The sequence below is a fragment of the Xanthomonas prunicola genome (genome assembly GCF_025266575.1).
GTDB lineage: Bacteria > Pseudomonadota > Gammaproteobacteria > Xanthomonadales > Xanthomonadaceae > Xanthomonas > Xanthomonas prunicola.
Genome location: NZ_CP096142.1, coordinates 2,490,489 through 2,514,786 on the forward strand (window position 1 = coordinate 2,490,489; position 24,298 = coordinate 2,514,786).

The window sequence follows — 24,298 nt, forward strand, 5'->3', positions numbered from 1 at the left end:
TCGACAAGAAACAGGAGCTGATGCCTAAGTGAATCTGACCCCGTTCTTCCGGCATTCATGCCAACCTGCACACCCCTTGCGCTAGACCTAACGCCCTAGTTGATCCAGGCCGCTATGCGGCCACGGCAGCGTGACAATGTTACGTTGGTCTGCCGCAGCTGCGAAGCGTGCTCGGCCTGAACGAATTGTTAGCCTCTAGCGGCATAAAATCTTTTCCTCAGATCAACTCCCTTGTAGCGCCAAGGCTTGTCGCTCTTGAGTATCTCTCTAGTGAGGCGGCTGCATTTTGAGTTCAAGGGGAAAATCTGGCGCCCAATCCGCAATTGACTGAATGAATAGATCGCGCGGTGGTATTTGATCGGCGCGTGGTCGTCGAACGTAAAGTTGATAAGACCATCAATTCTCTGCCAGAGCACTGCAACACTCTTGGTGGGCGAATACTTGGCATGATGAATTCCTCGCCCGTTTCCCGTGAGCTCAGTGCCGCTACTAGGGATTAGTCGGAATGGTCGGCGGACTAGGTATTCCCTGATGTCTTCATGCTTTTCCAAGATGTCTGCTTGGCGAATTTGTCCGCCGCCGCTTAGCGTGGCTTCGTCAATTATTGCATGAATAATCTTGTAGTGAATCCCGTTTGACGATTCGATGTCGGTGAACCACCTCTCGTTGTACGTTTTATTGCAAAAAAAGACTTTGGTATCGCTCACATGAGTCTCCAAAGAGAGGGGCTAACGCTTGACTTAAGACATGCCGCGAAGCGGCATCGGCTTGATTGAATTGTTAGGCCACAGAAGTTGATACCCAAACATGGCCTAGCCGCCTCTATACCTAGCCGCTTCGCGCCAGCTATCAAGAGCTTGGCTTTCAGTGCGGCCTTTCACCTCTACTAGCTCGCCCATGTACGTGCCAGCGGCAATCCAGACAGACTTGGAATTTTGGTAAACAGTGACTTGATGGGGCTGGCTCCAAACTTGGACCGTATGCTCTCGTTCCATGGCGCACCTCTCATTTCATTTGCTCCAGTGACCAAGCACCCACTCCCACTTGTGTGTGGAGTAGTCCCAGCGCCAGTGAGCGCGAACCCATTTGGTCTTTCCAAAAGGCCTTAAGCTCTGCAAGTTTTGGAGGCGATCAGGCGGCTTAGGTGGCTTGGGGGAATGGATCTTCTTGATTGCCATAACCTCTCTCCTATGGCCTAACGCCTGAATTAAGCGGACGGGCGAAGCCAGCTCGGTGTGAATTAATTGCTAGGACATGTCCCAAAACCAAGCAGTCAGCACTGATAGCGGTCACGGATATGATCGTTGTAGTAACGGCCTTTTGAGCCCGCATCGCGAAGCCCCTGAAAAACGTGCGAGGGCACACCGCAGAAGTCGTATGTGTGACCCTGCACGAATTGAATTTTCATAAGCATGCTAGCCGGGTCGTAGCCAATAGCGCTGATGGCTGACGAGGTGACGAGGTGACGCGAATCATATCCATCGATTTTCCTAGCGTTTGAATTACGTGGCACCACTTCGGGGCTGCTCTTTTAGTTAATTGTCAGTACTAAGCTTCGTCATCTTGCGACGGCGAGCCAGCAGCATGCGGAGTATCAGGAGTGCAGGAAATGCAAGGACAGCGACTCTCAGGTGTAGCGTCGGCGTCACGCCCTCTTTCGGCCAAAAGCAAAGCCAGACCGCGAGTGCAGCAAGGCAACACAATGTCAGCATCAGCAATCGCTTGGCAGCGCGCAAGGAAAACGGCATTGCCAGCGCGGGAGCGGCCATCACCAGAAATCCGATGCCGCTGATCAATGCGCCCGTCTGCCCTTCACGTACCTGGCCCGCTGCAACCAGCGCCACCAGCAATGCGCCTGTCGCCGCGAGCATGACGCCGGCAAGGCAGGCGAGCAGCTTCACGAGTTTTTGATAGCGCATTCTTCGCGTCCTAGTTCTTGCATTACGCAGCACTTCCAAGTGGCGTTGGCTTGAGGCCTGCTAGGACTTGTGACGCCGATAGTGGTTGTTGGTACTTGTGCTGCGGTAACTGCCACCCTTGTGCGAGGCGCCGTGGCCTGCGCTGTAGTGACCGCCGTGACTGGTGTTGTGGTGCGCGCCAGCGGCCCTGACGCGCGCTTGCGCGGATGCGGCAAATAATCCCAGTGCAGCCACACTCAGTGCCACGACGCTCCATGCCTTGCTCAACATTGTTTCTTCCCCCTGAAGAAATGTGTGGCTTTGCGGCTGCGTTACATGCTGCGTGTTTTAATCCTCGCCGAGTTTTTGGATTGCGTCAATGCGCTTGGGTGATTGATTGTTGGCTTTATCGGCTTTGCCCTCATCCGCCCTTCGGGCACCTTCTTCCGCGTGCGGGAGAAGGGAGTGGTGCGTTTGGTTATGGGCTGTTTTTTGTCGTTGGCGCGGTGGTTGAGGTTGGCAGCGGCAGTTTATTGTTGAGGCCGGTAATCTCTGCGGTGTTGCCATCGGTGATGACGCGCAGCTGCACGGCTTTTGTGTTTGCGGCGTTGGTTAGCGGCAGGCGCACCTGCGTAGTGATCGGTTGCAGATTGCGTGGCGCGGCGAGTGCCGGGAATGGGGCTCTTGCCAGCTCCTTCCCACGCCCATCCTCCAGCACCACAAACCCAGCCGGTGCATCGGCGTGGCCGAGGCTGTGCACGATCACTTCGATGGCGTCTGCAGTCACGCGCACATCGCCGTGGCCAATGCCCAGGTCCGGGCGTAGTTCGACCGGGGTGGTGACTGCGATGCGTTCGAGCTGCAGGACGGTGGTGCGGCCTGCGGGGAAGTCGATGTCGATGGCCACGCTTTTTTCGAAAGCGAGCTCTTGCGTCCTGGCGTTGCTGTCGAGCTTGCCGTCGTTGCCTTTGCTCACGCCCTGGGTGATGCGCCATTGGCCTGGGGCGACGTTCCAGCCGGTCATGCTGGCGCGTTGGGTTTTACTGGAGGTGTTGTAGGCGATGACGGTGAAGCGGTCTTGCCGGGGTGCGGGGATGGCGATAGCCACTTGGGTGGCGGCCTCTGGATCGGCGAAGCGCCAGCTCACGGTGTGGCCGGGATAGGTCTGGTTGCGCTTGATGGCCACGCCGCCAAGGCGTGCGCGCTGCAGGTTGACGGTGGGGGATTCCACGCGGTCGCTCCACCAGTGGCCTTCGGTGTTCATGTAGAAGTTCTGCAGTTTCTCGCGTGCCTCGCTGCGGTAAATGGCGGCGAGATACTCGAGGTTGCCGGTTTGCTCCCAGGCAACAAAGTGCGGGAAGTCCGGGGCGCTGCCGTCGTCCTTGTTTGCGGCGTCGATGAGCTTGCCGCTCCAGTCGCTGCGCTTGCCCATGACATCCAGAAAGTTTTCGTTGAGCAGGGATAATCCGTTGGGGCCGCTGTTGGCGACGCGGTAGTCGATCGGCTTGAGATAGCGCGCATCGCCGGTGAAGCGGTAGGCGGCCCAGAAGGTGTGCAAGGTGTCGGCGCCGCCGCTGCCTTCGAACAGTTCGCCGCCGCGGGTTTTGCCGGTTTGCCAGTTGATCTCGTTGGGCAGCGCCCAGTTGCCCTTGGCGTTGGTGTAGGCGTGGGCGAGATAGCCGTCTGCCAGGCCGGTGACGATGCGGCGGCTGTTGGGGTCGGCGTTATAGCCGCCCAGCAGGATGGCCGGGTGCACGATGGGGAAGGAGTACGGTTTTTGCCATTGCCAGTTGGGCTCGCGGTAGACCTTGCGGCCGCCGAACCAGTTGCTGGCAAACAGCAGGTGGCCTTGGGGGTTGACCTGGATGATGGTGTCGAAGGCCTTCACCGTCTGCATCAGGCGCTCGACGGTGCGTGGATCGCCCCAGTTGAGGTACAGCAGGGCGCTGTTGAGGTTGATGCCCTCCTCATAGGAATGCAGCTCGTCGGTTTCGATGGTGGACAGGCCGTTGGTGAACATGCCGTTGCGGTAATTGGCATCGGACAACGCCAGCATGGAGGCGTTGAGCAGGTCCGGGTCCACACCCATCAGCGCGACGCCGGGCCATTGCTGCACCAGGTCCGAATCGTCGGAGATGCCGCCGCCGAAATCGCCGTAGGCCACCTGGCGCTGCTCGATCCACCAGCGGATGTAGCGGCGGGTGGCGCTGAGGTCCTGCAGCTGCCAGAACGCCCAGGCGGGCACGCCCTTGGGCACGGTGGGCAGCTCGACAGGCAACGCGCCCTGGTTGGCGTAGCTGATGTCGTTCCAGTATTGGCGGCCGAGGGCGTGGTCCGGGTCGACGCGCAGCAGGTCGGTGATGTCGGCGTCCAGGCGCTTGTAGAGCAGCTGGCGCTTGGAGGTGGTGTGTTCTTCGACCAGGAAGCCCCAGTTGTCCTTGACTTGGTTGAAGCGGTCGGCGACGTGCTCTTTGATGGCCTCGGCGCGCGGCTTGAACACCAGCTGCAGCTGGGTGCCGTCGAGTGCGTTGGCGTCAAAGCCGGGCGCGGCGGCGGCGATGCTGAGCATCAGGCTGTCGTTGCTGAGGATTCTGTCGCGCAGATCCAGCCACAGGGTGCGTGGCTGGCCGGGGGTAACCGCGACCGAGACATCGATCATGTCGCGCGCGGGCCAGATGGGGTCCTTGATGCGGATGTTGAGCGGGATGCTGCCGTTGTGGGTGGCCGGCAGGTTGAGCGCCGGCAGGGTGATGGCGATGCCGTCCAGGCCGTCGTGCATGTTCTCCCAGCCGTAGGACCAGCTGCGCATCAGCGCCTGGTCCGGCGGCGGGTCGCCCAGGCTGGAGGGCACCAGGATGTGCACGATGGGTTGCTGCGCGCTTGCTGCGGCCTTGTCGCTGGGGCGTTTGCGCGCCGGTGCCTTGGTGGGCAGCGCGATGACGGTCTGGCGCTCGCCTGGCGGGTAGCGGCCGTCGATGACATCGCGCAATGGGGCGAGGTTGTCGTAGTCGGGCTGGACGTCGCTGCGCACGGTGTAGCTGAGTTGCGCGCTGCCCTTGGGCACCTCGCCTGGCTGCACGTCATAGGCCCAGATTTCCTGGATGGGAGTTTCCTGCGCGGTGTTGGCAAAGCGCAGGGTGCCGCCGCGGCGTTCTTCGAACTGGTCGACACTGCGTACGACGCCTTGTTGGCGTGCGAACAAGGGCTGCGCCTGTGCGTTGGGCGCGGCGTATGTGGCCTGGCCGTAGGCGGCGCCGCGCAGCTCGATGCGGTTGACCGGCTCGTCCGGCAGGGTGAGGTCCAGCGCCTTGCCGCCTTCGACATAGGTGTTCCAGTCGGGTAGCTGGAAGTAGTCGTCGCGCCCGGGCAGGCGCGAGCGGTTGTAGACGCCGGGCCAGGTGGTTTCGGCGATGCCGTCGGTGGCCTTCCACATCCATTGCTTGAGGTCGCGCGCGTCGGCGAACTCCACCTTGCGGATGCGGGTGACCGGTGCATCCAGCAGTGGTGGTGCGTGGCCGTTGTCCCAACCGAAGCGGTGCAGGAAGGCGGCGTGCTGCGCGTTGCCGGTGGGTGCTTCAGCGCTGGCGGGCTCCTGCAGGCGTGCCAGCGCGGCGGCGCCGCTGGCGTCGAGCATGCGGTCGTAGATGCGGATCTCGTCGAAGTCGCTGCCGCGCAAAAAGTTGTAGCGGCTCTGCACCTGGTGCGGCGACATCACGCGACCGGCCAGGCCGAACTGGTCGAGCGCGGCGTCGAAGTCGAGCGCGCCGCCGTTGGCGCAGGGCACACCGCAGTCCACGCGTGCGGCTTCCTTACCGTCCACGTACAGCCGCACGCCGCGGGTTTCGTCCCAGGCAAACGCAATGTGGGTCCAGTCGCTGGCGGCCGGGGCCTTGTCGAGCTTGAAGGAGACGCGGGTGCGCGCGAGGTTGGCGTCGGTGACGAAGGCATCGAAGCCGTGGCCGTTCCAGTCGATGCGCAGCCAGGCCATGTCCCAGCTGGTGTGGTCGGCGTAGCCGACGCGGAAGATCACGAACGGCGCTTCGCCGACGGGATAGCGCGCGCGCCAGAAGAAGCTCAGCGTGCCGCGCTGGGTGTAGAGGTTGCCGGGCGCATTCCACGACAGCACGCCGTCGTCGGCCCATTCGATGGCGTTGCCGCGTTTGCCGGTGGGCACCAGGGTGATCTTGTCGCGGAAGTTGGGCACGCCATCACCGCGGGCGACATCGGCTTGCACACTCTGGTCGGCCGAGACGCGGAACAACAACTCCGGTGCATCGGCTGCGGCCGCACTTACGGGCAGCGCCATCAACAACAGCACACCCATCCAACCCTTCAACACGCTCACTGCCTACTCCTCAAAGAGCATCGCCGCACGGGGTCACCGCGCGGCGAATATTCGATATTGCATGGCGTTGGCAGCCCCACGCCGGCAGGGGCTTGCCACCTGTCTTGCCCGGCAGGAGCGATGGTCTGCATAGACTACGCGGTGCCGGCCTGCGCCTGCATCGCGCAGTGATCGCCAACGTCTGCATGCTGGTGATCAGGGTGGTGCGCGGTGCGGGCCGGCTGCAATGCACGTCACGGCATTGCGTGCAGCGCCATGCGGCCAGCAACGCACCGTGCCGATGCGTTGGAACGTTGGGATCACGCCCGCGACGCGATAGGCGTCGCGGGCAGACACCACTTAGAACTTGTAGCGCAGGCCCAGCAAAAACTGGCGGCCGGTTTCGGTGTACTGCAGCGGCAACTCACCGGTCTGCGGCGACCACACCCATTCGTCGGACGCTTCGTTGGTGAGGTTGATGCCCTCCAGGCTCAACTCCAGCTGCTTGCTGATCTTGTAGCGCAGCGAGGCATCGATCATGGTGGTGCCGGTCATGCCGTGCACGCCGTCCACGTTGAATCCCGATTCCGTGCCGGGGGCCTGGGTCAGGTAGTCGTCGCGATTGGTGGCCGAGATGCGGCCGGCGAAGGTCTCGCCTTCATAGAACAAGGTTGCATTCCACGACGAGCGCGACAGCCCGGTCAGGTCGTTTTTCATCACCGGCGTGCCGGTGCTGGACAGGTACTGGATCTGCGAATCGACCCAGGTGTAGTTCAGTTGCACGCCCAGGTTGGCCCACTTGCCCGGCAGGAACGTAAACGGCTGGACATAGTTCGCCTCCACGCCCTTCAACTCGCCACCGGGTGTATTCAATGGAATGCTGAAGGTGAAGTCGTCGTTGATGCTGGCGCCGGTGCCATCCAGCAACGAGGCCGGCAGGCCACTGCTGGAATACGGGCGCACTTCGCGTGCGGTCTGGATGAAGCTTTCGATGTCCTTGTAGAACACACCGACACCCAGCATCGCGCCTTCGTTGAAGTACCACTCCAGGCCGAGATCGACATTGGTGGCTTCGATCGGATCCAGATCCGGGTTGCCGCCGGACACCGTGCGTGCACCACCGGCCACCGCCACGGTCACACCGGGCGTCAGGCTGCCCAGGCCGGGACGCGACATCACCTTGGCCGCGCCCAAACGCAGCAACAGGTCGGGCGCGAGCTCGGCCACCAGGTTGAACGAGGGCAGCGTGTTGTTGTACTTGCGGCCCACCGTGGTCAGCGCCGGTGCGTTGTTGATCAACGCATAGCCGGAGGACTCCTGCTCGGTGCGCACATAGCGCACGCCGAAGTTACCCGACAGCGGGATGGAACCCAGGTCGGTGGAGAACTCGCCCATCAGCCAGACGCCGCGGTCCTTTTCTTCGACACTGCGGGTGTTGTTGGCGCGCGGCGCCACGGCGAAGGTGCCGCTGTTGCTGTAGATGCCAAGCTGGTCGGCCACCGCATCCAGATTGGGGACGACCCAGTTGGACGGGCTGCCATTGATGCCCTTGAGACCGGCTTGCTCGGTCAGGTCCGTCGGCACGATGCGGCTGCCATTGGCAAAGGTCGGCACCGACACTTCGCTGGCGCGACGCAGTTCAACGGTGCTGAAGGTGTAGTTCTTGGCCAGCACCCCCCCCTTGAGGCGAAAGCCAGGGCTGATGTTCCAGTTGAAGTCGATCTGCGCCGTATCGAAATCGTTGTCGACGGTCTGCGGGCGCAGGCGGATTTCGGCCAGTTCCCAACCGGCAGGGTTGGTCGGGTCGATGCCGTAGTTCAGCACCGGCGCGCGGCTGTTGCCGCGATAGTCGTAGCTGTACCCGTCGACGTCGTACTTATCCATGATGATGGTGGTCTGCACCGGGTTCTCGTGCGCCGAGCGCGAGGTCCCGACACGACCAGACACGGAGAAGGCATCGCTGAATCGGTGCTCCAGATCCAGGCTGATCTGCTTGAATTCGGTGTTCCACTCGTCGTGGCGGTTTTCCGAGCGGATATCGACGTTGTCGAATTCGCCGTACACCAGCGCGTTGTTGCGGATTTCGCCGTTGCGCACGATGGTGGCGGGCTTGCCGTCGCGATCGGCACGACGTGGCGTGCCGCTGTCGCGACCGCGGCTGAAGGAGATCGCCTCGATATAGTGCTCATCGCGCGTGGCGTCGATCTTGGAGTACAACGCATCCAGCGAGACGGTGGTGCGGTCAGTGGGCTTCCACTGCAACGACCCGGTCACGCCAAGGCGTTGTTGGTCGTGTTCCAGTTGCACATAGCGCGGGAATCGCGGGTGGTACACGTCGGTCAAGCGCGCGGCCGCGTAGGGCGATGCCGCACTGAAGTTACCGTTGCTCGGACCATTGGCCCAACGGCCGGTGTTGGAGCCTTCTTCCAGCACCTGTCGCTCGGTGTAGGCCACCGACAGCAGGGCGCCAAAGGTGTTGTCGGCCCAGGTATTGGCGATCAACGCGGCCACACGCGGGTTGGCCTTTTCGGCCATGGCGTTATAGGCGGCCTGGCTGCTGGCGGCGAAGGTGAAGCCGTTGTAGTCGAACGGGCGCGCAGTGCGCAGGTCGACCGTGGCACCCAGCGAGCCCTCTTCCACATCGGCCGAGGCCGTCTTGCGCGCGATCAGCTGCGAGAACAGGTCCGAGGCGAACACGTTGAAGTCGAAGCCACGGCCGCGGTTGGTGCCGCCGCTCTGGTCGCCGGCGCCCACGGTGGTGAGCGCTTCCATGCCGTTGATACGCACGCGGGTGAACTCCGGGCCCAGACCACGCACCGTAATGGCGCGGCCTTCGCCGGCATCGCGGGTGATCACCACGCCGGGGATGCGCTGCAGCGACTCGGCCAGATTGAGGTCGGGGAACTTGCCAATGTCCTCGGCGACAATGGCATCGACCACGCCGGCTTCGCCGCGCTTGATGTCCAGGGCCTTCTCAACGCTGGCGCGGTAACCGGTCACCGTGACAGTGTCCAGATCCACGGCGGGCTCGGCTGGCGATGGGGCAGCCTCTTGTGCAGCCGCGTGGCCGCTCAGCGCCAGGCCGATCGACAGTGCAAGCAAGGTAACCGGTGTCTTCCGGCTGGTGGTCCGAAATTGCATGTCCTCCCCTCCCAAGGGTCCATGAACAATGTGAAATAGCGGGGTGTGAGCGGTAATGACACCGCTGGTCAAAACGACGTTACCAGCTGAATCGCCCCGTAACATCTTGCAGCGCAGCAGAAAACGCCACCAAATTTCCGAAAAAGCGATGCAAGCCGTCACTTCACGTCGCATCATGCCCGTGGCAGCCGGTATTTCACGCCGGCTACAATGACACCGATGGTCATCCCAATGCGTGGCGGCGCCCCCACCTCGTCACGCATCACCCAGCCGAGGTAATTGCCACATGAGCCGTGCCCGTATCCTGTGTTTTGGTGAGTTATTGCTGCGCCTGGGGGCGCCTGGTCATGCGCTGCTGCTGCAGCAGCCTCGGCTGGATGTGCACTGTGGTGGTGCAGAAGCCAACGTCGGCGTGTCGCTGGCGCATTTCGGCCATGCCGTGGCCATGGTCAGCACGGTGGCGGACAACCCGCTGGGTGCGGCGGTGCTGGGCGAACTGCGCCGGCATGACGTGGAGACCCGCCACGTGCGGCGCGTGGATGGCCGCATGGGCCTGTATTTTTTGACCACCGGTGCGATCCATCGCCCCAGCGAAGTGATCTACGACCGCGCCGATTCGGCGTTTGCGCTGGCACCGGCCGACGCCTACGACTGGCCGCGCCTGCTTGAGGGCGCGCAGTGGCTGCACTTGTCCGGGGTGAGCCCGGCGTTGGGTTCGGAGGTGGCGCAGGCCACGTTGGCGGCGGCACGTGCCGCACGCGCGGCCGGGGTCAAGGTGTCGTTCGACGGCAATTACCGGCCCAAGCTGTGGCAACGCTGGCAGGGCGATGCGCGCGGCATCCTGCACCAGCTGTTTGCCTGTGCGGATGTGGTGTTTGCCGATTACCGCGACATCGGCGTGGTGCTGGGCGGCGAGTTTGCGCAGGACACGCTGGAAGCGCGCGTGGAAGCGGCTGCGCAGCAAGCCTTCACTGCCTTTCCGCAGCTGCAGTTGATGGCGTGCACGCAACGCGTGGCGCATCACGTGGACCACCACAGCCTGGGCGCGATGCTGGTGCCGCGCGAGGGCGCGGTGGCGCGTGCACCCAGCGAAGAACTCACCCCCATCATCGACCGCATTGGTGGCGGCGACGCGTTTGCGGCCGGCGTGCTGCACGGCCTGATCGAAGGCTGGTCGCTGGAGGACACCGTGCGCTTCGGCCTGGCCGCCGGCTGTTTGAAGCATTCGATTCCGGGCGATTTCAATCCGCTGTCGGTGGCCGATGTGCAGGCGTGCGTCGGCGATGCGCGGTTTGATGTGAAGCGTTGAATCGGGAGTGGGGAATCGGGAATCGGAAGAGCGCTGGCTTTCAGCGCTTTTTCTAGCGTTGTTGGTCAGAGGGCACGGTGCGCTTCGTACTGACACGCTGTTGCGTGCGTGCAGGCGTGGCCTGCGGGCGGTAGGCAAAATGCTTTTGCTAGGTGTTATTCGCAGCGCTTATGGGGTTCAAGCCGGCCTGCGTGCGCGGCGTTTGTTGATGCCCCACGCCAGTGCGGTACTCACCAGCACCACGCAGACCCATGCCGGAACGCTGAAAAACGCCGCAATCAATAGCGCGTTCTGCCACGGCGGTGCCGAGCCGTCCTGCATCACCACGGCGCAAACCACGGCCGTGGTGATCAGCAGATTGATCAGTGCTTTAAGCGCGCCGTGGAGCCGGATAAACCGCAACAGCACGGCACAGACGCCACTGACCAGAAAAGCCAGGACCAGATGGGCGATAAGTTTGTCCATTGAAGGCAGAGATTTGGGCTTAGGGAGTCGGGATTCGTAACAGCAAGGGCAACCAGCATCGCGTGCCGGTTGTCCTTGCCGCAAAACGTTCAGGTCCGCCGAAGATCACCGATGCAGCAACCCACCGCTCTTGCGATTCCCGATTCCCGATTCCCGATTCCTCAGCCCAACTCGATGCAATCGAACGTGACATCCGTCGCCACATCGGCGTCGTAATCCACATCGTCGCGCTCGAAGCCGAACAGCTTGAGGAACTCGTGCTTGTAGCCGGCGTAGTCGGTGAGCTGGAACAGATTCTCGGTGGTGACCTGCGGCCATAGTGCCTTGCAGGCATCCTGCACGTCGTCGCGCAATTCCCAGTCGTCCAGGCGCAGACGGTTTTGGTCGTCGACCTCGGCCGGCTGGCCGTCTTCGCGGTACAGGCGCTCGCGGTACAGGCGATCCAACTGTTCGATGGTGCCTTCGTGCAGGCCCTTCTCTTTCATGATCTTGTAGACCATGGAGATGTACAGCGGCATCACCGGAATGGCTGCGCTGGCCTGGGTGACCACCGACTTGAGCACCGCCACATTGGCGCCGCCACCGTGCTTGGCCAGGCGCGCGTTCAGGCGCTGCGCGGTGTGGTCCAGATCGACCTTGGCCTTGCCGAGTGCGCCATGCCAGTAGATCGGCCAGGTGATCTCGGTGCCGATATAGCTGAAGGCCACACTGCGCGCGCCGTCGGCGAGGACACCAGCACCTTCCAGCGCGTCGATCCACAGTTCCCAATCCTGCCCGCCCATCACGGTGATGGTGTCGTCGATCTCCTGCGCGCTGGCCGGCTCGATCGAGGCCTGGATGATGGTGTCCTTGTTGGTGTCGATGGCGGTGGCGGTGTAGGTCTCACCGATCGGCTTGAGCGCAGAGCGCTTCACTTCGCCACTGCCCGGCAGCTTGCGCACCGGCGAGGCCAGCGAATACACCACCAGGTCGACCTGGCCACCCATTTCGGTCTTGATCAGTTCGATCACCTTTTCGCGCGCGGCATCGGAAAACGCATCGCCGTTGATCGACTTGCTGTACAGGCCCGCCGCCTTGGCGTGCTTGTCGAAGGCGGCCGAGTTGTACCAACCGGCGGTGCCGGCCTTGGTCGCGGTGCCGGGCTTTTCGAAGAACACGCCCAGCGTGTCCGCACCGAACCCGAAGGCGGCAGTGATGCGCGAGGCCAGGCCGTAGCCGCTGGATGCGCCGATCACCAGCACCTTCTTCGGGCCGTCGTTGCGCACGCCGCGTGCGCGCGTTGCGACGATCTGCTCGAGCACATTGCGCTCGCAGCCAAGCGGATGCGTGGTGGTGCAGATGAAGCCGCGCACTTTGGGATGGATGATCAACGTGGACTCCTGGTCAGCAAGATGCTGGCGGCATCTTAGTGCGTGCGGCGCGCGCGAAACAGCCTGATGCGTAACACACGCCGCTGTATGGAAGCGCGTGAAGGCCGCCGCAGGCGCTGCGCGGGGCCAGCGCCTGCCTCCGCACGCAGCAACGAACAGCGACCACAATCGACTTCCGCGGCGGCGAGCTGTGCTACTTTTCCGCCCTGCCGTGCCGTGCCTGCTCGCGCCTGTTGGCGTTCGTCGAGGCCCCTTCCAGTTGTGCGAACGGTATCTCAGCGATGTCTCTTCGAAGCGAGCGCGTCACGCAGCTGGGCTCCGTTCCGCGGTTCCGCCTTGGGCCATTCCTGGTCGAGCCGGAGCGACTCACGCTGATCGACGACGGCCAGACCATCACGCTGGAACCGCGCATGATGGAAGTGCTGATCGCGTTGGCCGAGCGTGCCGGCGAGGTCGTCAGTGCCGAGCAGTTGTTGATCGAGGTGTGGCACGGCAGCTTCTACGGCGACAACCCGGTACATAAGACCATCGCCCAGCTGCGCCGCAAGCTGGGCGACGACAGCCGCCAGCCGCGCTTCATTGAAACCATCCGCAAGCGCGGCTATCGGCTGCTGCCCAAAGTGGTGTTTCCGGACGATTACCGCGGGGCGGTGATCGGCGCGCAGACGTGGGGGCATGGCAATCCGTACATGGGGCTGCAGGCATTCGACCCGGCACATGCGGACGTGTTCTTCGGCCGCAGCCACGCGATTGCGCAGGTGCTGGGCGCGTTGCGCGCGCAGTTGCACAGCCAGCGCGGGATGGTGCTGGTGAGCGGTGCCAGCGGCTGCGGCAAGACCTCGTTGCTGCGCGCCGGCGTGGTGCCATTGCTGTGCCAGCCCGGCGGCCTGGATGGTCTGGAAGCCATCGCAGTGGCGTACTGCAACCTGGCGCAATGCCGCGGCGGCGACGTGCTGGACACGCTCGCGCGCACACTGGGCGACTGGGCACCGGGCGAACGTGCAGTGTTTTCGCCGGCGCAGATGGCACGCCTGCCCGAGTGGTTGCAGCAGCCTGCCTCGCTGCATGCGGCCATCGACGAGGCGGTGCGCCAACGCGTCCCGGCGCGCGACAACGCGCACACCCAGCGCCACCTGCTCCTGGTCATCGACCATGCCGAAGCGATGGTCGCCACACCCGGCATCACTGCCGCCGATCGCGCTGCGCTGGCCGCGGCGTTGCAGGCACTGTGCACAAGCGCGCACGTGGCCGTGCTGATGCTCACCCGTAGCGATTTTTATCCGCGCCTGATCGATGCCTTGCCGGACATCGTCGAGCTCAAACGCGGCGATGGACATGTGGATCTGCTGGCGCCACGCGATGGCGAGATCGGCCAGATCATCCGCGTACCAGCGGCGATGGCTGGGCTGCGCTTCGAAGAAGACCACAACGGCGCCGGCCGCCTGGACGATGTGTTGCGCGATGCCACCGCACGCCAGCCCGATGCGCTGCCGTTGCTGCAACATCTGCTGCATGCCCTGCATGCGCAACGCAGCGACGACGGCTTGCTGACGTTTGCGGCGTATCACGCCTTGGGCGGGCTGGAAGGCGCATTGGCGCATCATGCCGAGCAGACTTTTCGTGCCTTGCCTGGCGAGGCGCAGTCCGCGCTGGGCCAAGTGCTGACGCTGTTGAGCGTGATCCACCCCGACAGCGATGCCGTGACCGCACGGCGTGCGCTGTGGTCGGCATTGCCGGCAACCGCCGCAGCGCGCGTCCTGGTGGATGCGTTTGTGCATGCGCGCCTGTTCGTCAGCGAGCTGGTCGCCGGCGAGCCGGGCTTTGCGGTCGCGCACGAAGCCTTGCTGCGGCAGTGGCCGCGCGCGGCCGACTGGATCCATGAAAATCGCCGCCTGCTGCAGGCGCGCAAGCGGCTGCAACTGGCCGCGCAGCGTTGGGCCGCCGAAGGCCGGCGCACCGATCATCTGCTCAACAGCGGCCGCCCGTTGAGCGAAGCACGCGAAGCGGCGCGACGCATGCCGCAGGATCTGGACGCACTGGACCATGCCTTCCTGCACGCCTGTGAACGCTCGCAACGCCGACGCCGCGGCCTGTACGCCGCCGCCGCCGCATTGCTGGTGGTGCTGGCCAGTGCGTCGCTCCTGCTCGGCTGGCAGGCACGCCAGGCGCAACAAGTGGCCGAACAACGGCGCGATCAGGCACAGCAGCTGGTGGGCTACATGCTGGGTGATCTGGCCGAGCAGTTGCGGACCGTGGGTAATCTGAAATTGCTCGACAGCGTGGGCAGCCGGTCGCTGCGCTATCTGGAAGATTTGCCTAGCACCAGCATGCATACCGGCGATCTGATCAACCACGCTCGCGCCTTGCGGACCACCGGCGAAGTGTTGACGAACCAGGGCAAGGTGAAAGAGGCACATGCCGCGTTCACGCGTGCCGCCGCCACCGCCGAACAGGCGCGCATGCAAGCGCCTGACGCATTGGATGCGCACGCCGAAACCGGCCAAGCCGCCTATTGGCTCGGCTATCTTGCGTATCAAGCCAAACAGCTGCCGTTAGCGCGCAAGTACTGGTCGCAGTATCTGGCGGCTTGCGAGCACCTGGTACGCGCAGCTCCGCAGGATCCGCGTTGGCAGCTGGAGTTGTCGTATGCGCTCAACAATCTGGGCACATTGGCCAAAAGCGAAGGTCACGCAACTGCGGCGATTACGTTCTTTGCACGTTCCATCGCGCTCAAGCGCCACGTCTTGGCGCGCACGCCAGATAACGCGGCAGTGCGGTACGAACTTGTCGATAGCCTGTCCTGGCTAAGCCTGGCGCAGGAAAATCAGGGCTTGCTGGCGCCAGCGGAAGAAGGCTACCGCGAGCAGATCGCGGTGCTGCGCGTCTTGGTGAAGAACGATCCGGATGCCGATGCGTGGCGACGGCGCATGGCCACCTCGTTGCTACGCACTTCCAATCTGGCGCTGGCTCGCGGCCACCTTGCGCAGGCGCAGGCCGACGCGCAAGCCAGCGTGCAGATACTCAAACCGCTAGTTGCAGGGCAGCCGGACAACCGGACGTGGCAACGTGATCTGGCGCATGCCTACGCGCAGGCCGGTTGGGTCGCCGCGCTGGACGGGCACGCCGACGCGGCCACACGACAACTCGCACAGGCGCGGCAAACGCTGGCGGGCTTGCTGCAACTACAGCCGCTGCCGGAGTGGCAATGGCTGGATGCCATCATCGCGCTGCGGTTGAATCGCGTGCAGGGGCTGCCTGGCGGCAACCAGAGTTCCAGCCTGGCGGCGATCGTGACGCGACTGGATGGCTTGCATCAGGCCAGGCCCGCCGATCTGCTCGGCGTCTCGGCGCTGGCGCACGCCCTGGTTTGGTATGGCGAACAATTGGACGCCAGCGGCGATCACGTTGGGGCACGCGCCGCCTGGCAGCGCGCGGTGGCAGTGGTCGGCACCGATATCGGCGCCAGTCGCGACAAGACCTTGCTCGACCCATGGATTCGCGCACAGATCCATCTGGGTCAGCGCTCTGCCGTTACGCAACAGCTCGGATGGCTGTACCAAGCGGGCTACCGCCATCCGGGATTCGTCTCCCTCTATGCCCCGCTCTTCAAGGAATCATCGAAATCATGACGGACTCCAAGATCATCCCTATCGAACTGACGGTTGCGCACGTGGCGTTCGGCGGCAATACCGGAAGGGGCGCCTACTTCTACAGTTTCTCCCCGGACCTGCTCATCTGTTGCAAAGGCGAACAGAACGTGATCCTGCGCTATGCCTTCTGCGAGTCCGTCCCTCACCACTTCAAGATCATCAGCCTGCTGAATTCGGATTCGACGGGGCAGATCGGCCCGCAACATATCGACCCCGACGGTCGTGGTGTGCAGGTGGTCAATGCCAATAAAGATCGGACACTGATCTTTTTCAGCGTAGTGGTGAAAGACACACACACCGGCATCCATTTCAGCTGCGACCCCCAGGTCGGCAATGATCCAGAAATTTCACCGCAGGAATTTGGCCGTCGCTGACAGGCAGGCACACTCCCGTCCGATGGTTTGCCGCCGGACGGGAGCCGCCGCGCGATCGACGGATGGCGCAGTCGCAAACGGCAACAGGTCCGGCGCTGGCGCTTGTGACCAAGGGTGAGAGCCCCGCTGCACCGGCCCTCCTGCACGCGCGATGCGCCTTCATGCAGGCGCACTCAGTTGGTGTCCCGGACGTAGGTAGCGATGGCCCGGGGCGTCAGGGCAATCATGCGGCCGGCAGGAAAACTGGAGATCACATAGTTGTCCGGCGCATCACTTCTGAAAGGTACATCGAAGGTGGACGCCAGAATGCGCGCCCATCCTTCCGGGTAGGTGTTGCCGCTGACATGGACACCACTCAGCGAAGGCCAATGCACTTGGTGCTTTGTCTGCGGATCTGTCACCTCAGCCTGGCCGACCAGGACCCGACGCGATTGGAAAGGCTGTGTGTGGGCGCGTTCTGCAGGCTGAAGTTTGAAGCTATAGGTTCCCGTCGCAGGGTAATGCAACTCGATGATCGATGCCGGCGAGGCGACGCTGACGTGAAATTCTTTCTCGTACCCGGCGTTGGTTGACGTGGCGCTCTCAAGCAGGCGCCACTGGAGATCGGCGATCGGACGCGCCAACACGATGACCGCGCCGCCTTTTTCCAGCATCGGCGCGTCGACGGTCACGATCAAGCGCGACGATAACCTGGACTGCGTTGCGCAGCCGGTGGCGGCCAGGAGCGAGCACGCAGCCATCAAGACGGCGCAGCCAACCCGATACAGGCTCATCCCGTCATTTCCCTCAGCGCTGCGCACCAACGTGGACGATCCATGCGGCCTCGCATGTTTATACGTGCTTTCGCATCGACCATGTGGCTGCGCGTCCAGCGCCCGTCGACCGATCCAGCAGGATCGCGGCGTGCGGCTGTCTCCACATGGCATCGATAGGGCGCCGCACCGGCAGCGTGGCTCCTCCTTGGTGGCTGCGGCAGTGCCGCGTCCCAGGCCACCACGTGAACGCGGCTAGAGGTCGGCCGATCTGCGCTGCCGCTCGTCGCCCGCGGTTCCGTTGCTGAAAGCCGGCTTGATCTGGCCGCGGGTCGACCATGTGCCGTCCATGCCGGTACCCGTGCGGTCAAGGTCACCGGGTTGGCCGACCTTGCGTGGCCGACTCGCCTGGCCTGGCCGGCAACCGTCCCCATCCAAGCGCCTGGTCAGCCGATCGCAGGCATGGGCATCAGCCCCCTGCGCTGCCGACGCGCATCCCACGACGACCCGCATGTCGCGTTCGGCGACCGCTTCGGTCGGCAATGCTGCGCGGGGCCAGCTGATCGGCAATTCGGCCTGGGTCGGCGCGCCCCAGGCGCTGGTGGACAGCACGACGATCAACACGAACCACGACCGGGCCAGGCGCATGACGGACTCCGCAGCAGACCGGAGCGCGGCGCGGCCCCGAGCGGCCTTGCTGGCCGCCGGATCACCTTCGTACGCGCCCGCGCGCCTGACCTGACGGCAACCTTACGGTTGCTGGCAGAACCTGACGGACGTTTGAAATCCTTGCTGAAACGACCACATAGCGCAGGCGCCGTGAGCGAACGATGGTGCTTGGTTCGAACCACGGATGGCGTCGCCCCGTACCCTCACCCCACCCCCTCTCCCGGGGGGAGAGGGGCTTTTTCGACTCCCGATCCCCAACTCCCCGCTCTTACCAATCCCCAATCCCGATTCCCACTCCGCCCTCAAATCACCCGCAGCGTGATCGCCTTCAGCACCGCCCGCGTGCGGTCGCGGGTGCCGAGCTTCTCCAGGATGGTGGAGACGTAGTTCTTCACCGTGCCTTCGGCCAGGAACAGGGTGCGGGCGATCTCCTTGTTGGAATAGCCGCCGGCCAGCAGGCGCAGGATCGCCACCTCGCGTTCGTTGAAGGTCGCGCGCGGGGCCTGCTGGTCGCGGAACTGATAGCGGGCGCGCACCGGGTCGGTACTGACCGGCTGCAGCAGGGTTTCGCCTGCGGCGACCCGCTCGATCGCCTCGCGCAGGTCTTCCGGGGCGGCGTCCTTGAGCAGGAAGCCTTGCGCGCCGGCCTCGGTGGCACGCAGCAGCAGGTCGCTGTCGTCGAAGGTGGTGAGTAGCAGCACGGGGGTGCGGTCGCCGCGGGCGCGTAGGTGCTCCAGCGCCTGGATGCCGTCCAGGCCGGGCATGCGGATGTCGCTGAGCACCACGTCCACCGTGTTGGTGACGAGGGCATCCAGCAGGCCCTGGCCGTCGTCGGCCTCGCACACCACCTCCACGCCTTGCTGCTGCAGCAACGCACGCAAACCGGCGCGCACTAGGATCTGGTCGTCAGCCAGGGCAATACGACGTGAACTCATACCGGTAGTCTCGCCATCAGGTGCATGCCGCCAGTGGGTGTACGGCCGAGGTCCAGCTGGCCGTGCAATGCGGCCAGGCGTTCGCGCATGCCGGTGATGCCGTTGCCTTCGCGGATGCGCTCGGCGCGGCGGCCATCGTCGCAGATGTCCACGTGCAACTGCGCGCCTTCGCAATGCAGGTGCACGGCCACTTCATCGGCATCGGCATGCCGCACAGCGTTGGTCAGCGCCTCCTGCACCAGCCGCAGCAGCAGCTCGGCCACGCGGGCGTCGGTGACACGCACGTCGGCATCGATCTGCAGGCGCAGCGTCGGGCGCGGGAACGGAGCAGCCAGCGCGCGCAAGGCGGTCTGCAGATCCAGGCCCTGATCGTCGCGCAACGACTGCACCACGTTGCGGATATCCGACAGCAGTTCGGCCGACAGCTGCTCCACCACTGCCACCTCGTCGCGTTGCGCCAGGGCCGGGTCGGCACTGAGCAGGCGCAGGTTGATGCGCATGGCGGTGAGCTTGTGCCCGGCCACATCGTGCAACTCGCGCGCCAGCCGCAAGCGCTCGGCATCGCGCGCACTGTCGGCCAGCAGCGCACGGGTGGCCAGCAGATCGGCGTTGACGTACGCCAAGGTGTCGCGCGCACGCTCGGCATTGCGCGCGTAATGCGCGGTGAGTGCGGCAAAGGCCTGAAAGCCGGCATAGATGCTGACGATCAACAAGGCCCGCTCGAACCCGGCCTGCACCAGGACCGCGTACATGCCCGCGTTCAACACCAGCGCCAGCAGCAGCACGCGCAACGGCGGCCAGGTCATCCCCGCCTGTGCCACCAGCATCACCAGCAAGACCGGCGCGGTGCCGGTACGCGGCTCCATCCAGACCAGCAGTAATGCCAGGATCGCTTGCAGCAGTGTTGCCACAGTGCGCAGCGCGTGCGTTTGCGGCAATACGGCGTGCACTACGAACAAGGCCGCGAAGCCGGCCAACACGCCCCAACACCAGGCACCGTGCACCGAGGCATCGGGCATAAACGACAACGCCACAGCGGCAATGGTGAACGCACCGGCCAGACGCAGGGGGTGCAATAGATGGAAGAAGGAAGAGTTCATGCGGCGATGCTGACTGCCGCGCGGCCACTCGGCAATGGTGCGCGGGCAGAAGGTGACTTCTGGCAGGTGGGATCGATGACCTGCGGCTCCTGCCATGCATGCGGCACGTGCGCACACTGGCATCACCAACCCACCCCATCGCCACGGAGTTACGCCATGTCTGCTTCCAGTCTGTTTCTTGCGCTCAATCTGGTTTGGGGTGGCTATGAACTGCTGCTCAGCCGTCGCCGCCGCGCCAGCGATGGTGGCGCGCACGATCATGGCACCCTGCAGCATCTTTGGCGCGTACTGTCTGCGGCGGTCGCCGTTGCGGTGGTGCTGGCCTATAGCGGCCTGGCGCATTGGCCGCAGGACTGGGGTGCGTCACTGCAGTGGGCCGGCTGCGCCTTGATCGGCACCGGGCTGGCGTTGCGTGTGTGGGCCATCCAGGTGCTGGCGCGCTGGTTCACGGTGGATGTGACCATCCAGCACGACCACCAGCTGGTGCGCAGCGGCCCGTATCGCTGGCTGCGCCATCCCTCCTATACCGGCGCGCTGATGGCCTTTTACGGGCTGGCGCTGGGCATGGGCGATGGGTTGTCGGTGGCGGCGATCGTGGTGCCGGTGACCTGGGTCTTCCTGCGCCGCATTCGCATCGAAGAAGCCGCATTGCGGCGCGCGTTCCCCATTGCGTACCCGGCGTATGCGGCGCAGAGCCGGCGCTTGCTGCCGCTGGTGTGGTGAAGCCAGCCACTCGGTGGCGATGAAGTGGCAAGCACGCTCACCGATGACGGCGATCTGCCCACTGCCAGCCTGCGCCTGGCGCACCACCCGCTCCACCGATCGCCTTACACTCGGCGGCTCACCCCGCCGCTGCCGTCCCGTCTTCGATGATCATTTCCGCCGCTTCCGACTACCGCGCCGCTGCCGAAGCACGCCTGCCGCCATTCCTGTTCCATTACATCGATGGCGGCGCGTATGCCGAGCACACCTTGCGGCGCAATGTCTCGGATCTGGCCGATGTCGCGCTGCGCCAGCGGGTGCTGCGCAATATGTCGGATCTGCGCCTGAGCACCGAACTGTTCGGCGAAACCCTGGCGATGCCGGTGGCGTTGGCGCCGGTCGGCCTGACCGGCATGTATGCACGCCGCGGCGAAGTGCAGGCGGCGCGTGCGGCGGCCGCACGCGGCATTCCGTTCACGCTGTCCACGGTGTCGGTGTGCCCGATCGAAGAAGTGGCGCCAGCGATCGAGCGGCCGATGTGGTTCCAGCTGTACGTGCTCAAGGACCGCGGCTTCATGCGCAATGCGCTGGAGCGCGCCAAGGCGGCGGGCGTGACCACGCTGGTGTTCACCGTGGACATGCCCACACCGGGTGCGCGTTACCGCGATGCGCATTCGGGCATGAGCGGGCCCAACGCCTCGCTGCGGCGCATGCTGCAGGCGGTGACGCATCCGCGCTGGGCGTGGGATGTGGGCCTGCTCGGCAAACCGCATGATCTGGGCAATATTTCTGCTTACCGTGGCAGCCCCACCGGCTTGCAGGATTACATCGGCTGGCTGGGCGCCAACTTCGATCCGTCCATTGCCTGGAAAGACCTGGAATGGATCCGCGAGTTCTGGACCGGGCCGATGGTGATCAAGGGCATCCTGGACCCGGAGGATGCGCGCGATGCGGTGCGCTTCGGCGCCGACGGCATCGTGGTCTCCAACCACGGCGGCCGTCAGCTCGACGGCGTGCTGTCCAGCGCGCGCGCCTTGCCGGCGATTGCCGATGCGGTGAAGGGCCAGCTCAAGATCCTGGCCGACTCTGGCATCCGCAGCGGGCTGGACGTAGTGCGCATGCTCGCGCTGGGTGCCGATGCGGTGCTGCTGGGGCGCGCCTTCGTCTATGCGTTGGCGGCCGGCGGCCAGGCTGGCGTGGAAAACCTGTTGACCTTGATCGAAAAGGAAATGCGCGTCGCGATGACGCTGACCGGCACGCAGTCGATCGCGGAAATCAGCGCCGATGCACTGAGCCGGGTGACGCGCGAGCAGGCCGGCGCGGTATCGCCTTAACGCGGCTACAACCCGCCTACCCAGCCTTGCGCCTCGGCGCAGCGGTCTTGGTGGCGGTCTTCTTGATCGCCTTACTTGCGGTCTTCCTGACGGCTTTCTTGGCGGCTTTTTTGACTGTGGTTTTTGTCGTAGCTGCGGTTGCCTTTTCGGCCGTACTGGCTTTTCTGGCTGGCGTACGCGTATTGGCCTGCAGGCTCTTCTGCAGCAACGACATGAAATCCACCACGTTGGTGGTGGCGTCTTCGTGCTGGGGCGGTTCCACGTCCACCGTGGTCGTGCCACCCTTGTCCTGGATGCGCTTGCGCAGGATCTTCTCTAGCTTGCCGCGGAATTCGTCGTGGTAATCCTCCGGTTGCCAGGTGCCGGACATCGACTCGATCAGCTGCTTGGCCATCTCCTGTTCCTTAGGCGTGATGCGATAGTCGCCCACTGCGCCAGCCGGGAGCTTGTAGTCCTGGGGGTCCACCACTTCCTGCTGGTAACGCAGCAGCAGCAGGATCAAGGCATCGCCCTGCGGCATCACCGCCGCCAGGTATTCGCGGGTGCGGATGACCACCTTGGCAATGCCCACCTTGCCGGTGTCGCGCAGCGTCTCGCGCAGCAGCACATAGCCTTTTTCGGCCTTCTTGCCCGGCACCAGGATGTAGGGCTTTTCGAAATAGCGTGGGTCAATATCGGCGGCGTCGACAAAGGTCTCCACCTCCACCGTCTCGTGGCTTTCCGGCGAGGCCGAGCGGATGTCCTGCTCTTCGACGATGACGTAGCTGCCCTTGTCGTATTCGAACGCCTTGACGATCTCCTTCCACGGCACCTCGTCGCCGGTGTCGGCATTGACGCGCTCGAAGCGGATCGGCTTCTTGTCGCGCGAATCGAGCATGCGGAAATGCAGATCCACCTTGCGCTCGCCCGACATCAACGCCACCGGCACGTTGAGCAAGCCGAAGGAGAGGGTTCCGGTCCAGATCGGTCGTGCCATCAGTGTGCTGCTCCATGGATGGCCGCTTCGGGGATATGGTCCAGCGCTAGCCACGCGTCCTCGACAATCGTGCGCGCGTGCGGCCAGTCCAGACGCGAGTCACCGCGCATGCTTTCCCACTGCGCGGCCAGCGCCTGCTCGCAGTGCGCATCGTGACCGCGCGGCCAGTCTGCGGCGTGGGTCAGGCGGGCGAATGCATACGCCGGGGAGAGATCGCGCCAGCTCGGCCCGCCCCGTCGGCGGCGGCGCTGGTAATCGGCCAGGCTATAGCACTGAAAGTCCTGCGCCACGCCCACTGCATCCAGCGGCGACCACTTGCGATGGATCCGCTTGGCCGCTGCAGGGTCCGCTTGCGGGCTGAACAGGCGGCGGTCGGGACGGCGGTCCTGGGGGCGCATGGCATGCTCCACGGTTAGCCTTGAGGGCCCACATCAGTAGCGCCGCTGCCGTGATCCATACGTGAGAAATTCGCATGCATTTTGCGATTTGCGTGCCCTTCACCACAGGCGCGGTGAACTGCGACTCCATCCTGTTTCAGGAGTACGCCATGTCCCGCGACCCATTACGCGATCAGCCCACCCAGCCAGGCGAGCAGCACGGCAAGCGCGACGCTGAACACGATGAAGACCGGGGGGCCGGCGATGCACCGGGGCGCCTGATTCCCGCCGATGACGAGACGCCGGCCAAGAAGCCGGGGACTGCACCATCCACTGCGACCGATGACTGAGTAGGTTCTTGATATCTATCTGGCGCCAAGCGTGCCGTTGAAGGGCAAACCCACTGGCATCAAGTCGGGCCGCAACTGCTGCTGATCTCGAACTGCGTCGATTACGCCCGGCCGGCCTGCTGCAACTGCGCAAATTCCGCATCCTCAAACAGCCGCGACCGCACCAAAAAGCGCACGCCCTCGCCATTTTCGAGCGAGAACATGCCACCGCGCCCTGGCACCACGTCGATGATGAGTTGGGTGTGCTTCCAGTATTCGAACTGCGGCGCACTGATGTAAAACGGCGCGTCGCCAATCTCGCCCAACAGCACGTCGCGGTCGCCGACCATGAACTCGCCAACCGCAAAACACATCGGCGAAGAACCATCGCAGCAGCCCCCGGATTGATGGAACAACACATCGCCGTGCCGCGCGCGCAATTTATCGATCAGCTGCAATGCCGCCAGCGTCGCCGTGACCTGCGCCGGCAACTCAACTCCCGTCGTACTGTCTTGCATCGGCTGACTCCCGCAGCCACTTCCGGCCGCCATGTCGAGCACCATACGCTTGCTGTGTGTCGCGGCGTGCATGCA

Annotated in this window: 21 protein-coding genes; 6 read left to right on the top strand and 15 right to left on the bottom strand. The window is 64.1% G+C overall.

Annotated elements, in window-relative coordinates:
* Positions 1 to 188: 188 nt before the first annotated feature.
* The 6 genes from M0D43_RS10700 to M0D43_RS10725 form a co-directional block, all read right to left on the bottom strand.
* A complete protein-coding gene (locus tag M0D43_RS10700) occupies positions 189 to 707 on the bottom strand; it encodes a hypothetical protein (RefSeq protein ID WP_252164604.1) in 519 nt (172 codons plus the stop codon).
* A 566-nt stretch (positions 708 to 1,273) separates the two neighbouring features.
* On the bottom strand, positions 1,274 to 1,414 hold the full coding sequence (locus tag M0D43_RS10705; protein WP_313905065.1) for a KTSC domain-containing protein: 141 nt from the start codon (positions 1,412 to 1,414) through the stop codon (positions 1,274 to 1,276).
* A 121-nt stretch (positions 1,415 to 1,535) separates the two neighbouring features.
* On the bottom strand, positions 1,536 to 1,919 hold the full coding sequence (locus M0D43_RS10710; protein ID WP_252164606.1) for a hypothetical protein: 384 nt from the start codon (positions 1,917 to 1,919) through the stop codon (positions 1,536 to 1,538).
* 60 nt (positions 1,920 to 1,979) lie between these two features.
* The gene (locus M0D43_RS10715) at positions 1,980 to 2,189 is read right to left on the bottom strand and encodes a hypothetical protein (protein ID WP_252164607.1); all 210 of its coding nucleotides are present in this window, start codon (positions 2,187 to 2,189) and stop codon (positions 1,980 to 1,982) included.
* 187 nt (positions 2,190 to 2,376) lie between these two features.
* Positions 2,377 to 6,243 carry a LamG-like jellyroll fold domain-containing protein gene (locus M0D43_RS10720; protein ID WP_252164608.1) on the bottom strand — a complete coding sequence of 1,289 codons (3,867 nt, stop codon included), beginning with the start codon at positions 6,241 to 6,243 and terminating at the stop codon, positions 2,377 to 2,379.
* A 339-nt stretch (positions 6,244 to 6,582) separates the two neighbouring features.
* Entirely contained in the window at positions 6,583 to 9,363 is a 2,781-nt protein-coding gene (locus tag M0D43_RS10725) for a TonB-dependent receptor (protein ID WP_260808199.1), read from the bottom strand.
* Between the two features lie 286 nt (positions 9,364 to 9,649).
* Here M0D43_RS10725 and M0D43_RS10730 point away from each other — a divergent pair, with 286 nt between their 5' ends.
* The gene (locus M0D43_RS10730) at positions 9,650 to 10,672 is read left to right on the top strand and encodes a sugar kinase (protein WP_252164609.1); all 1,023 of its coding nucleotides are present in this window, start codon (positions 9,650 to 9,652) and stop codon (positions 10,670 to 10,672) included.
* A 177-nt stretch (positions 10,673 to 10,849) separates the two neighbouring features.
* Here M0D43_RS10730 and M0D43_RS10735 read toward each other — a convergent pair whose 3' ends face one another.
* Both M0D43_RS10735 and fabV read right to left on the bottom strand, forming a co-directional pair.
* Positions 10,850 to 11,137, bottom strand: coding sequence for a hypothetical protein (locus M0D43_RS10735; RefSeq protein WP_252164610.1), 288 nt, complete (start codon positions 11,135 to 11,137; stop codon positions 10,850 to 10,852).
* A gap of 161 nt (positions 11,138 to 11,298) precedes the next feature.
* Positions 11,299 to 12,507 carry an enoyl-ACP reductase FabV gene (fabV, locus tag M0D43_RS10740; protein WP_252164611.1) on the bottom strand — a complete coding sequence of 403 codons (1,209 nt, stop codon included), beginning with the start codon at positions 12,505 to 12,507 and terminating at the stop codon, positions 11,299 to 11,301.
* 281 nt (positions 12,508 to 12,788) lie between these two features.
* On the opposite strand from fabV, the gene M0D43_RS10745 reads away from it, so the two are divergent.
* Both M0D43_RS10745 and M0D43_RS10750 read left to right on the top strand, forming a co-directional pair.
* Positions 12,789 to 16,136, top strand: a complete 3,348-nt coding sequence (locus M0D43_RS10745) for an nSTAND1 domain-containing NTPase (RefSeq protein ID WP_252164612.1) — start codon at positions 12,789 to 12,791, stop codon at positions 16,134 to 16,136.
* Positions 16,133 to 16,531, top strand: a complete 399-nt coding sequence (locus M0D43_RS10750) for a hypothetical protein (RefSeq protein WP_252164613.1) — start codon at positions 16,133 to 16,135, stop codon at positions 16,529 to 16,531. The genes M0D43_RS10745 and M0D43_RS10750 overlap by 4 nt, the downstream gene beginning before the upstream one ends.
* A gap of 173 nt (positions 16,532 to 16,704) precedes the next feature.
* Here the strand turns inward: M0D43_RS10750 and M0D43_RS10755 are convergent, their stop codons facing one another.
* From M0D43_RS10755 to M0D43_RS10770, 4 genes are all read right to left on the bottom strand, one after another.
* Positions 16,705 to 17,253, bottom strand: coding sequence for a hypothetical protein (locus M0D43_RS10755; protein WP_260808260.1), 549 nt, complete (start codon positions 17,251 to 17,253; stop codon positions 16,705 to 16,707).
* Between the two features lie 285 nt (positions 17,254 to 17,538).
* The gene (locus tag M0D43_RS10760; protein WP_260808200.1) at positions 17,539 to 17,931 is read right to left on the bottom strand and encodes a hypothetical protein; all 393 of its coding nucleotides are present in this window, start codon (positions 17,929 to 17,931) and stop codon (positions 17,539 to 17,541) included.
* Positions 17,932 to 18,254: 323 nt separating this feature from the next.
* A complete protein-coding gene (locus M0D43_RS10765; RefSeq protein ID WP_260808201.1) occupies positions 18,255 to 18,887 on the bottom strand; it encodes a response regulator transcription factor in 633 nt (210 codons plus the stop codon).
* Positions 18,884 to 20,083 carry a sensor histidine kinase gene (locus M0D43_RS10770; RefSeq protein ID WP_260808202.1) on the bottom strand — a complete coding sequence of 400 codons (1,200 nt, stop codon included), beginning with the start codon at positions 20,081 to 20,083 and terminating at the stop codon, positions 18,884 to 18,886. The genes M0D43_RS10765 and M0D43_RS10770 overlap by 4 nt, the downstream gene beginning before the upstream one ends.
* A gap of 60 nt (positions 20,084 to 20,143) precedes the next feature.
* Here M0D43_RS10770 and M0D43_RS10775 point away from each other — a divergent pair, with 60 nt between their 5' ends.
* Together M0D43_RS10775 and lldD are read left to right on the top strand one after the other, a co-directional pair.
* Positions 20,144 to 20,710: a methyltransferase family protein gene (locus tag M0D43_RS10775; protein ID WP_252164617.1), complete on the top strand. Its 567-nt coding sequence runs from the start codon at positions 20,144 to 20,146 to the stop codon at positions 20,708 to 20,710.
* Between the two features lie 146 nt (positions 20,711 to 20,856).
* A complete protein-coding gene (gene lldD, locus M0D43_RS10780) occupies positions 20,857 to 22,023 on the top strand; it encodes an FMN-dependent L-lactate dehydrogenase LldD (protein ID WP_252164618.1) in 1,167 nt (388 codons plus the stop codon).
* A gap of 16 nt (positions 22,024 to 22,039) precedes the next feature.
* Here lldD and ku read toward each other — a convergent pair whose 3' ends face one another.
* The gene (gene ku / locus M0D43_RS10785; RefSeq protein WP_260808203.1) at positions 22,040 to 22,999 is read right to left on the bottom strand and encodes a non-homologous end joining protein Ku; all 960 of its coding nucleotides are present in this window, start codon (positions 22,997 to 22,999) and stop codon (positions 22,040 to 22,042) included.
* The gene (locus tag M0D43_RS10790) at positions 22,999 to 23,397 is read right to left on the bottom strand and encodes a hypothetical protein (protein ID WP_101364322.1); all 399 of its coding nucleotides are present in this window, start codon (positions 23,395 to 23,397) and stop codon (positions 22,999 to 23,001) included. Before M0D43_RS10790 ends, ku begins: the two co-directional genes overlap by 1 nt.
* A 149-nt stretch (positions 23,398 to 23,546) precedes the next feature.
* Between M0D43_RS10790 and M0D43_RS10795 the strand changes: the two genes are divergently transcribed.
* On the top strand, positions 23,547 to 23,726 hold the full coding sequence (locus M0D43_RS10795; protein ID WP_260808204.1) for a hypothetical protein: 180 nt from the start codon (positions 23,547 to 23,549) through the stop codon (positions 23,724 to 23,726).
* Between the two features lie 101 nt (positions 23,727 to 23,827).
* Here the strand turns inward: M0D43_RS10795 and M0D43_RS10800 are convergent, their stop codons facing one another.
* On the bottom strand, positions 23,828 to 24,223 hold the full coding sequence (locus M0D43_RS10800; RefSeq protein WP_260808205.1) for a DUF779 domain-containing protein: 396 nt from the start codon (positions 24,221 to 24,223) through the stop codon (positions 23,828 to 23,830).
* Positions 24,224 to 24,298 lie beyond the last annotated feature (75 nt).

Bases quoted from the DNA above. Each gene is read 5' to 3' on its own strand.
- M0D43_RS10760 (WP_260808200.1), bottom strand. From the start codon at position 17,931: ATGCGCCTGGCCCGGTCGTGGTTCGTGTTGATCGTCGTGCTGTCCACC.
- M0D43_RS10725 (WP_260808199.1), bottom strand. From the start codon at position 9,363: ATGCAATTTCGGACCACCAGCCGGAAGACACCGGTTACCTTGCTTGCA.
- M0D43_RS10735 (WP_252164610.1), bottom strand. From the start codon at position 11,137: ATGGACAAACTTATCGCCCATCTGGTCCTGGCTTTTCTGGTCAGTGGC.
- M0D43_RS10710 (WP_252164606.1), bottom strand. From the start codon at position 1,919: ATGCGCTATCAAAAACTCGTGAAGCTGCTCGCCTGCCTTGCCGGCGTC.
- M0D43_RS10730 (WP_252164609.1), top strand. From the start codon at position 9,650: ATGAGCCGTGCCCGTATCCTGTGTTTTGGTGAGTTATTGCTGCGCCTG.
- ku (WP_260808203.1), bottom strand. From the start codon at position 22,999: ATGGCACGACCGATCTGGACCGGAACCCTCTCCTTCGGCTTGCTCAAC.
- lldD (WP_252164618.1), top strand. From the start codon at position 20,857: ATGATCATTTCCGCCGCTTCCGACTACCGCGCCGCTGCCGAAGCACGC.
- M0D43_RS10745 (WP_252164612.1), top strand. From the start codon at position 12,789: ATGTCTCTTCGAAGCGAGCGCGTCACGCAGCTGGGCTCCGTTCCGCGG.
- M0D43_RS10715 (WP_252164607.1), bottom strand. From the start codon at position 2,189: ATGTTGAGCAAGGCATGGAGCGTCGTGGCACTGAGTGTGGCTGCACTG.
- M0D43_RS10775 (WP_252164617.1), top strand. From the start codon at position 20,144: ATGTCTGCTTCCAGTCTGTTTCTTGCGCTCAATCTGGTTTGGGGTGGC.
- M0D43_RS10800 (WP_260808205.1), bottom strand. From the start codon at position 24,223: ATGCAAGACAGTACGACGGGAGTTGAGTTGCCGGCGCAGGTCACGGCG.
- M0D43_RS10790 (WP_101364322.1), bottom strand. From the start codon at position 23,397: ATGCGCCCCCAGGACCGCCGTCCCGACCGCCGCCTGTTCAGCCCGCAA.
- M0D43_RS10795 (WP_260808204.1), top strand. From the start codon at position 23,547: ATGTCCCGCGACCCATTACGCGATCAGCCCACCCAGCCAGGCGAGCAG.
- M0D43_RS10770 (WP_260808202.1), bottom strand. From the start codon at position 20,083: ATGGCAGGAGCCGCAGGTCATCGATCCCACCTGCCAGAAGTCACCTTC.
- M0D43_RS10750 (WP_252164613.1), top strand. From the start codon at position 16,133: ATGACGGACTCCAAGATCATCCCTATCGAACTGACGGTTGCGCACGTG.
- M0D43_RS10705 (WP_313905065.1), bottom strand. From the start codon at position 1,414: ATGCTTATGAAAATTCAATTCGTGCAGGGTCACACATACGACTTCTGC.
- M0D43_RS10765 (WP_260808201.1), bottom strand. From the start codon at position 18,887: ATGAGTTCACGTCGTATTGCCCTGGCTGACGACCAGATCCTAGTGCGC.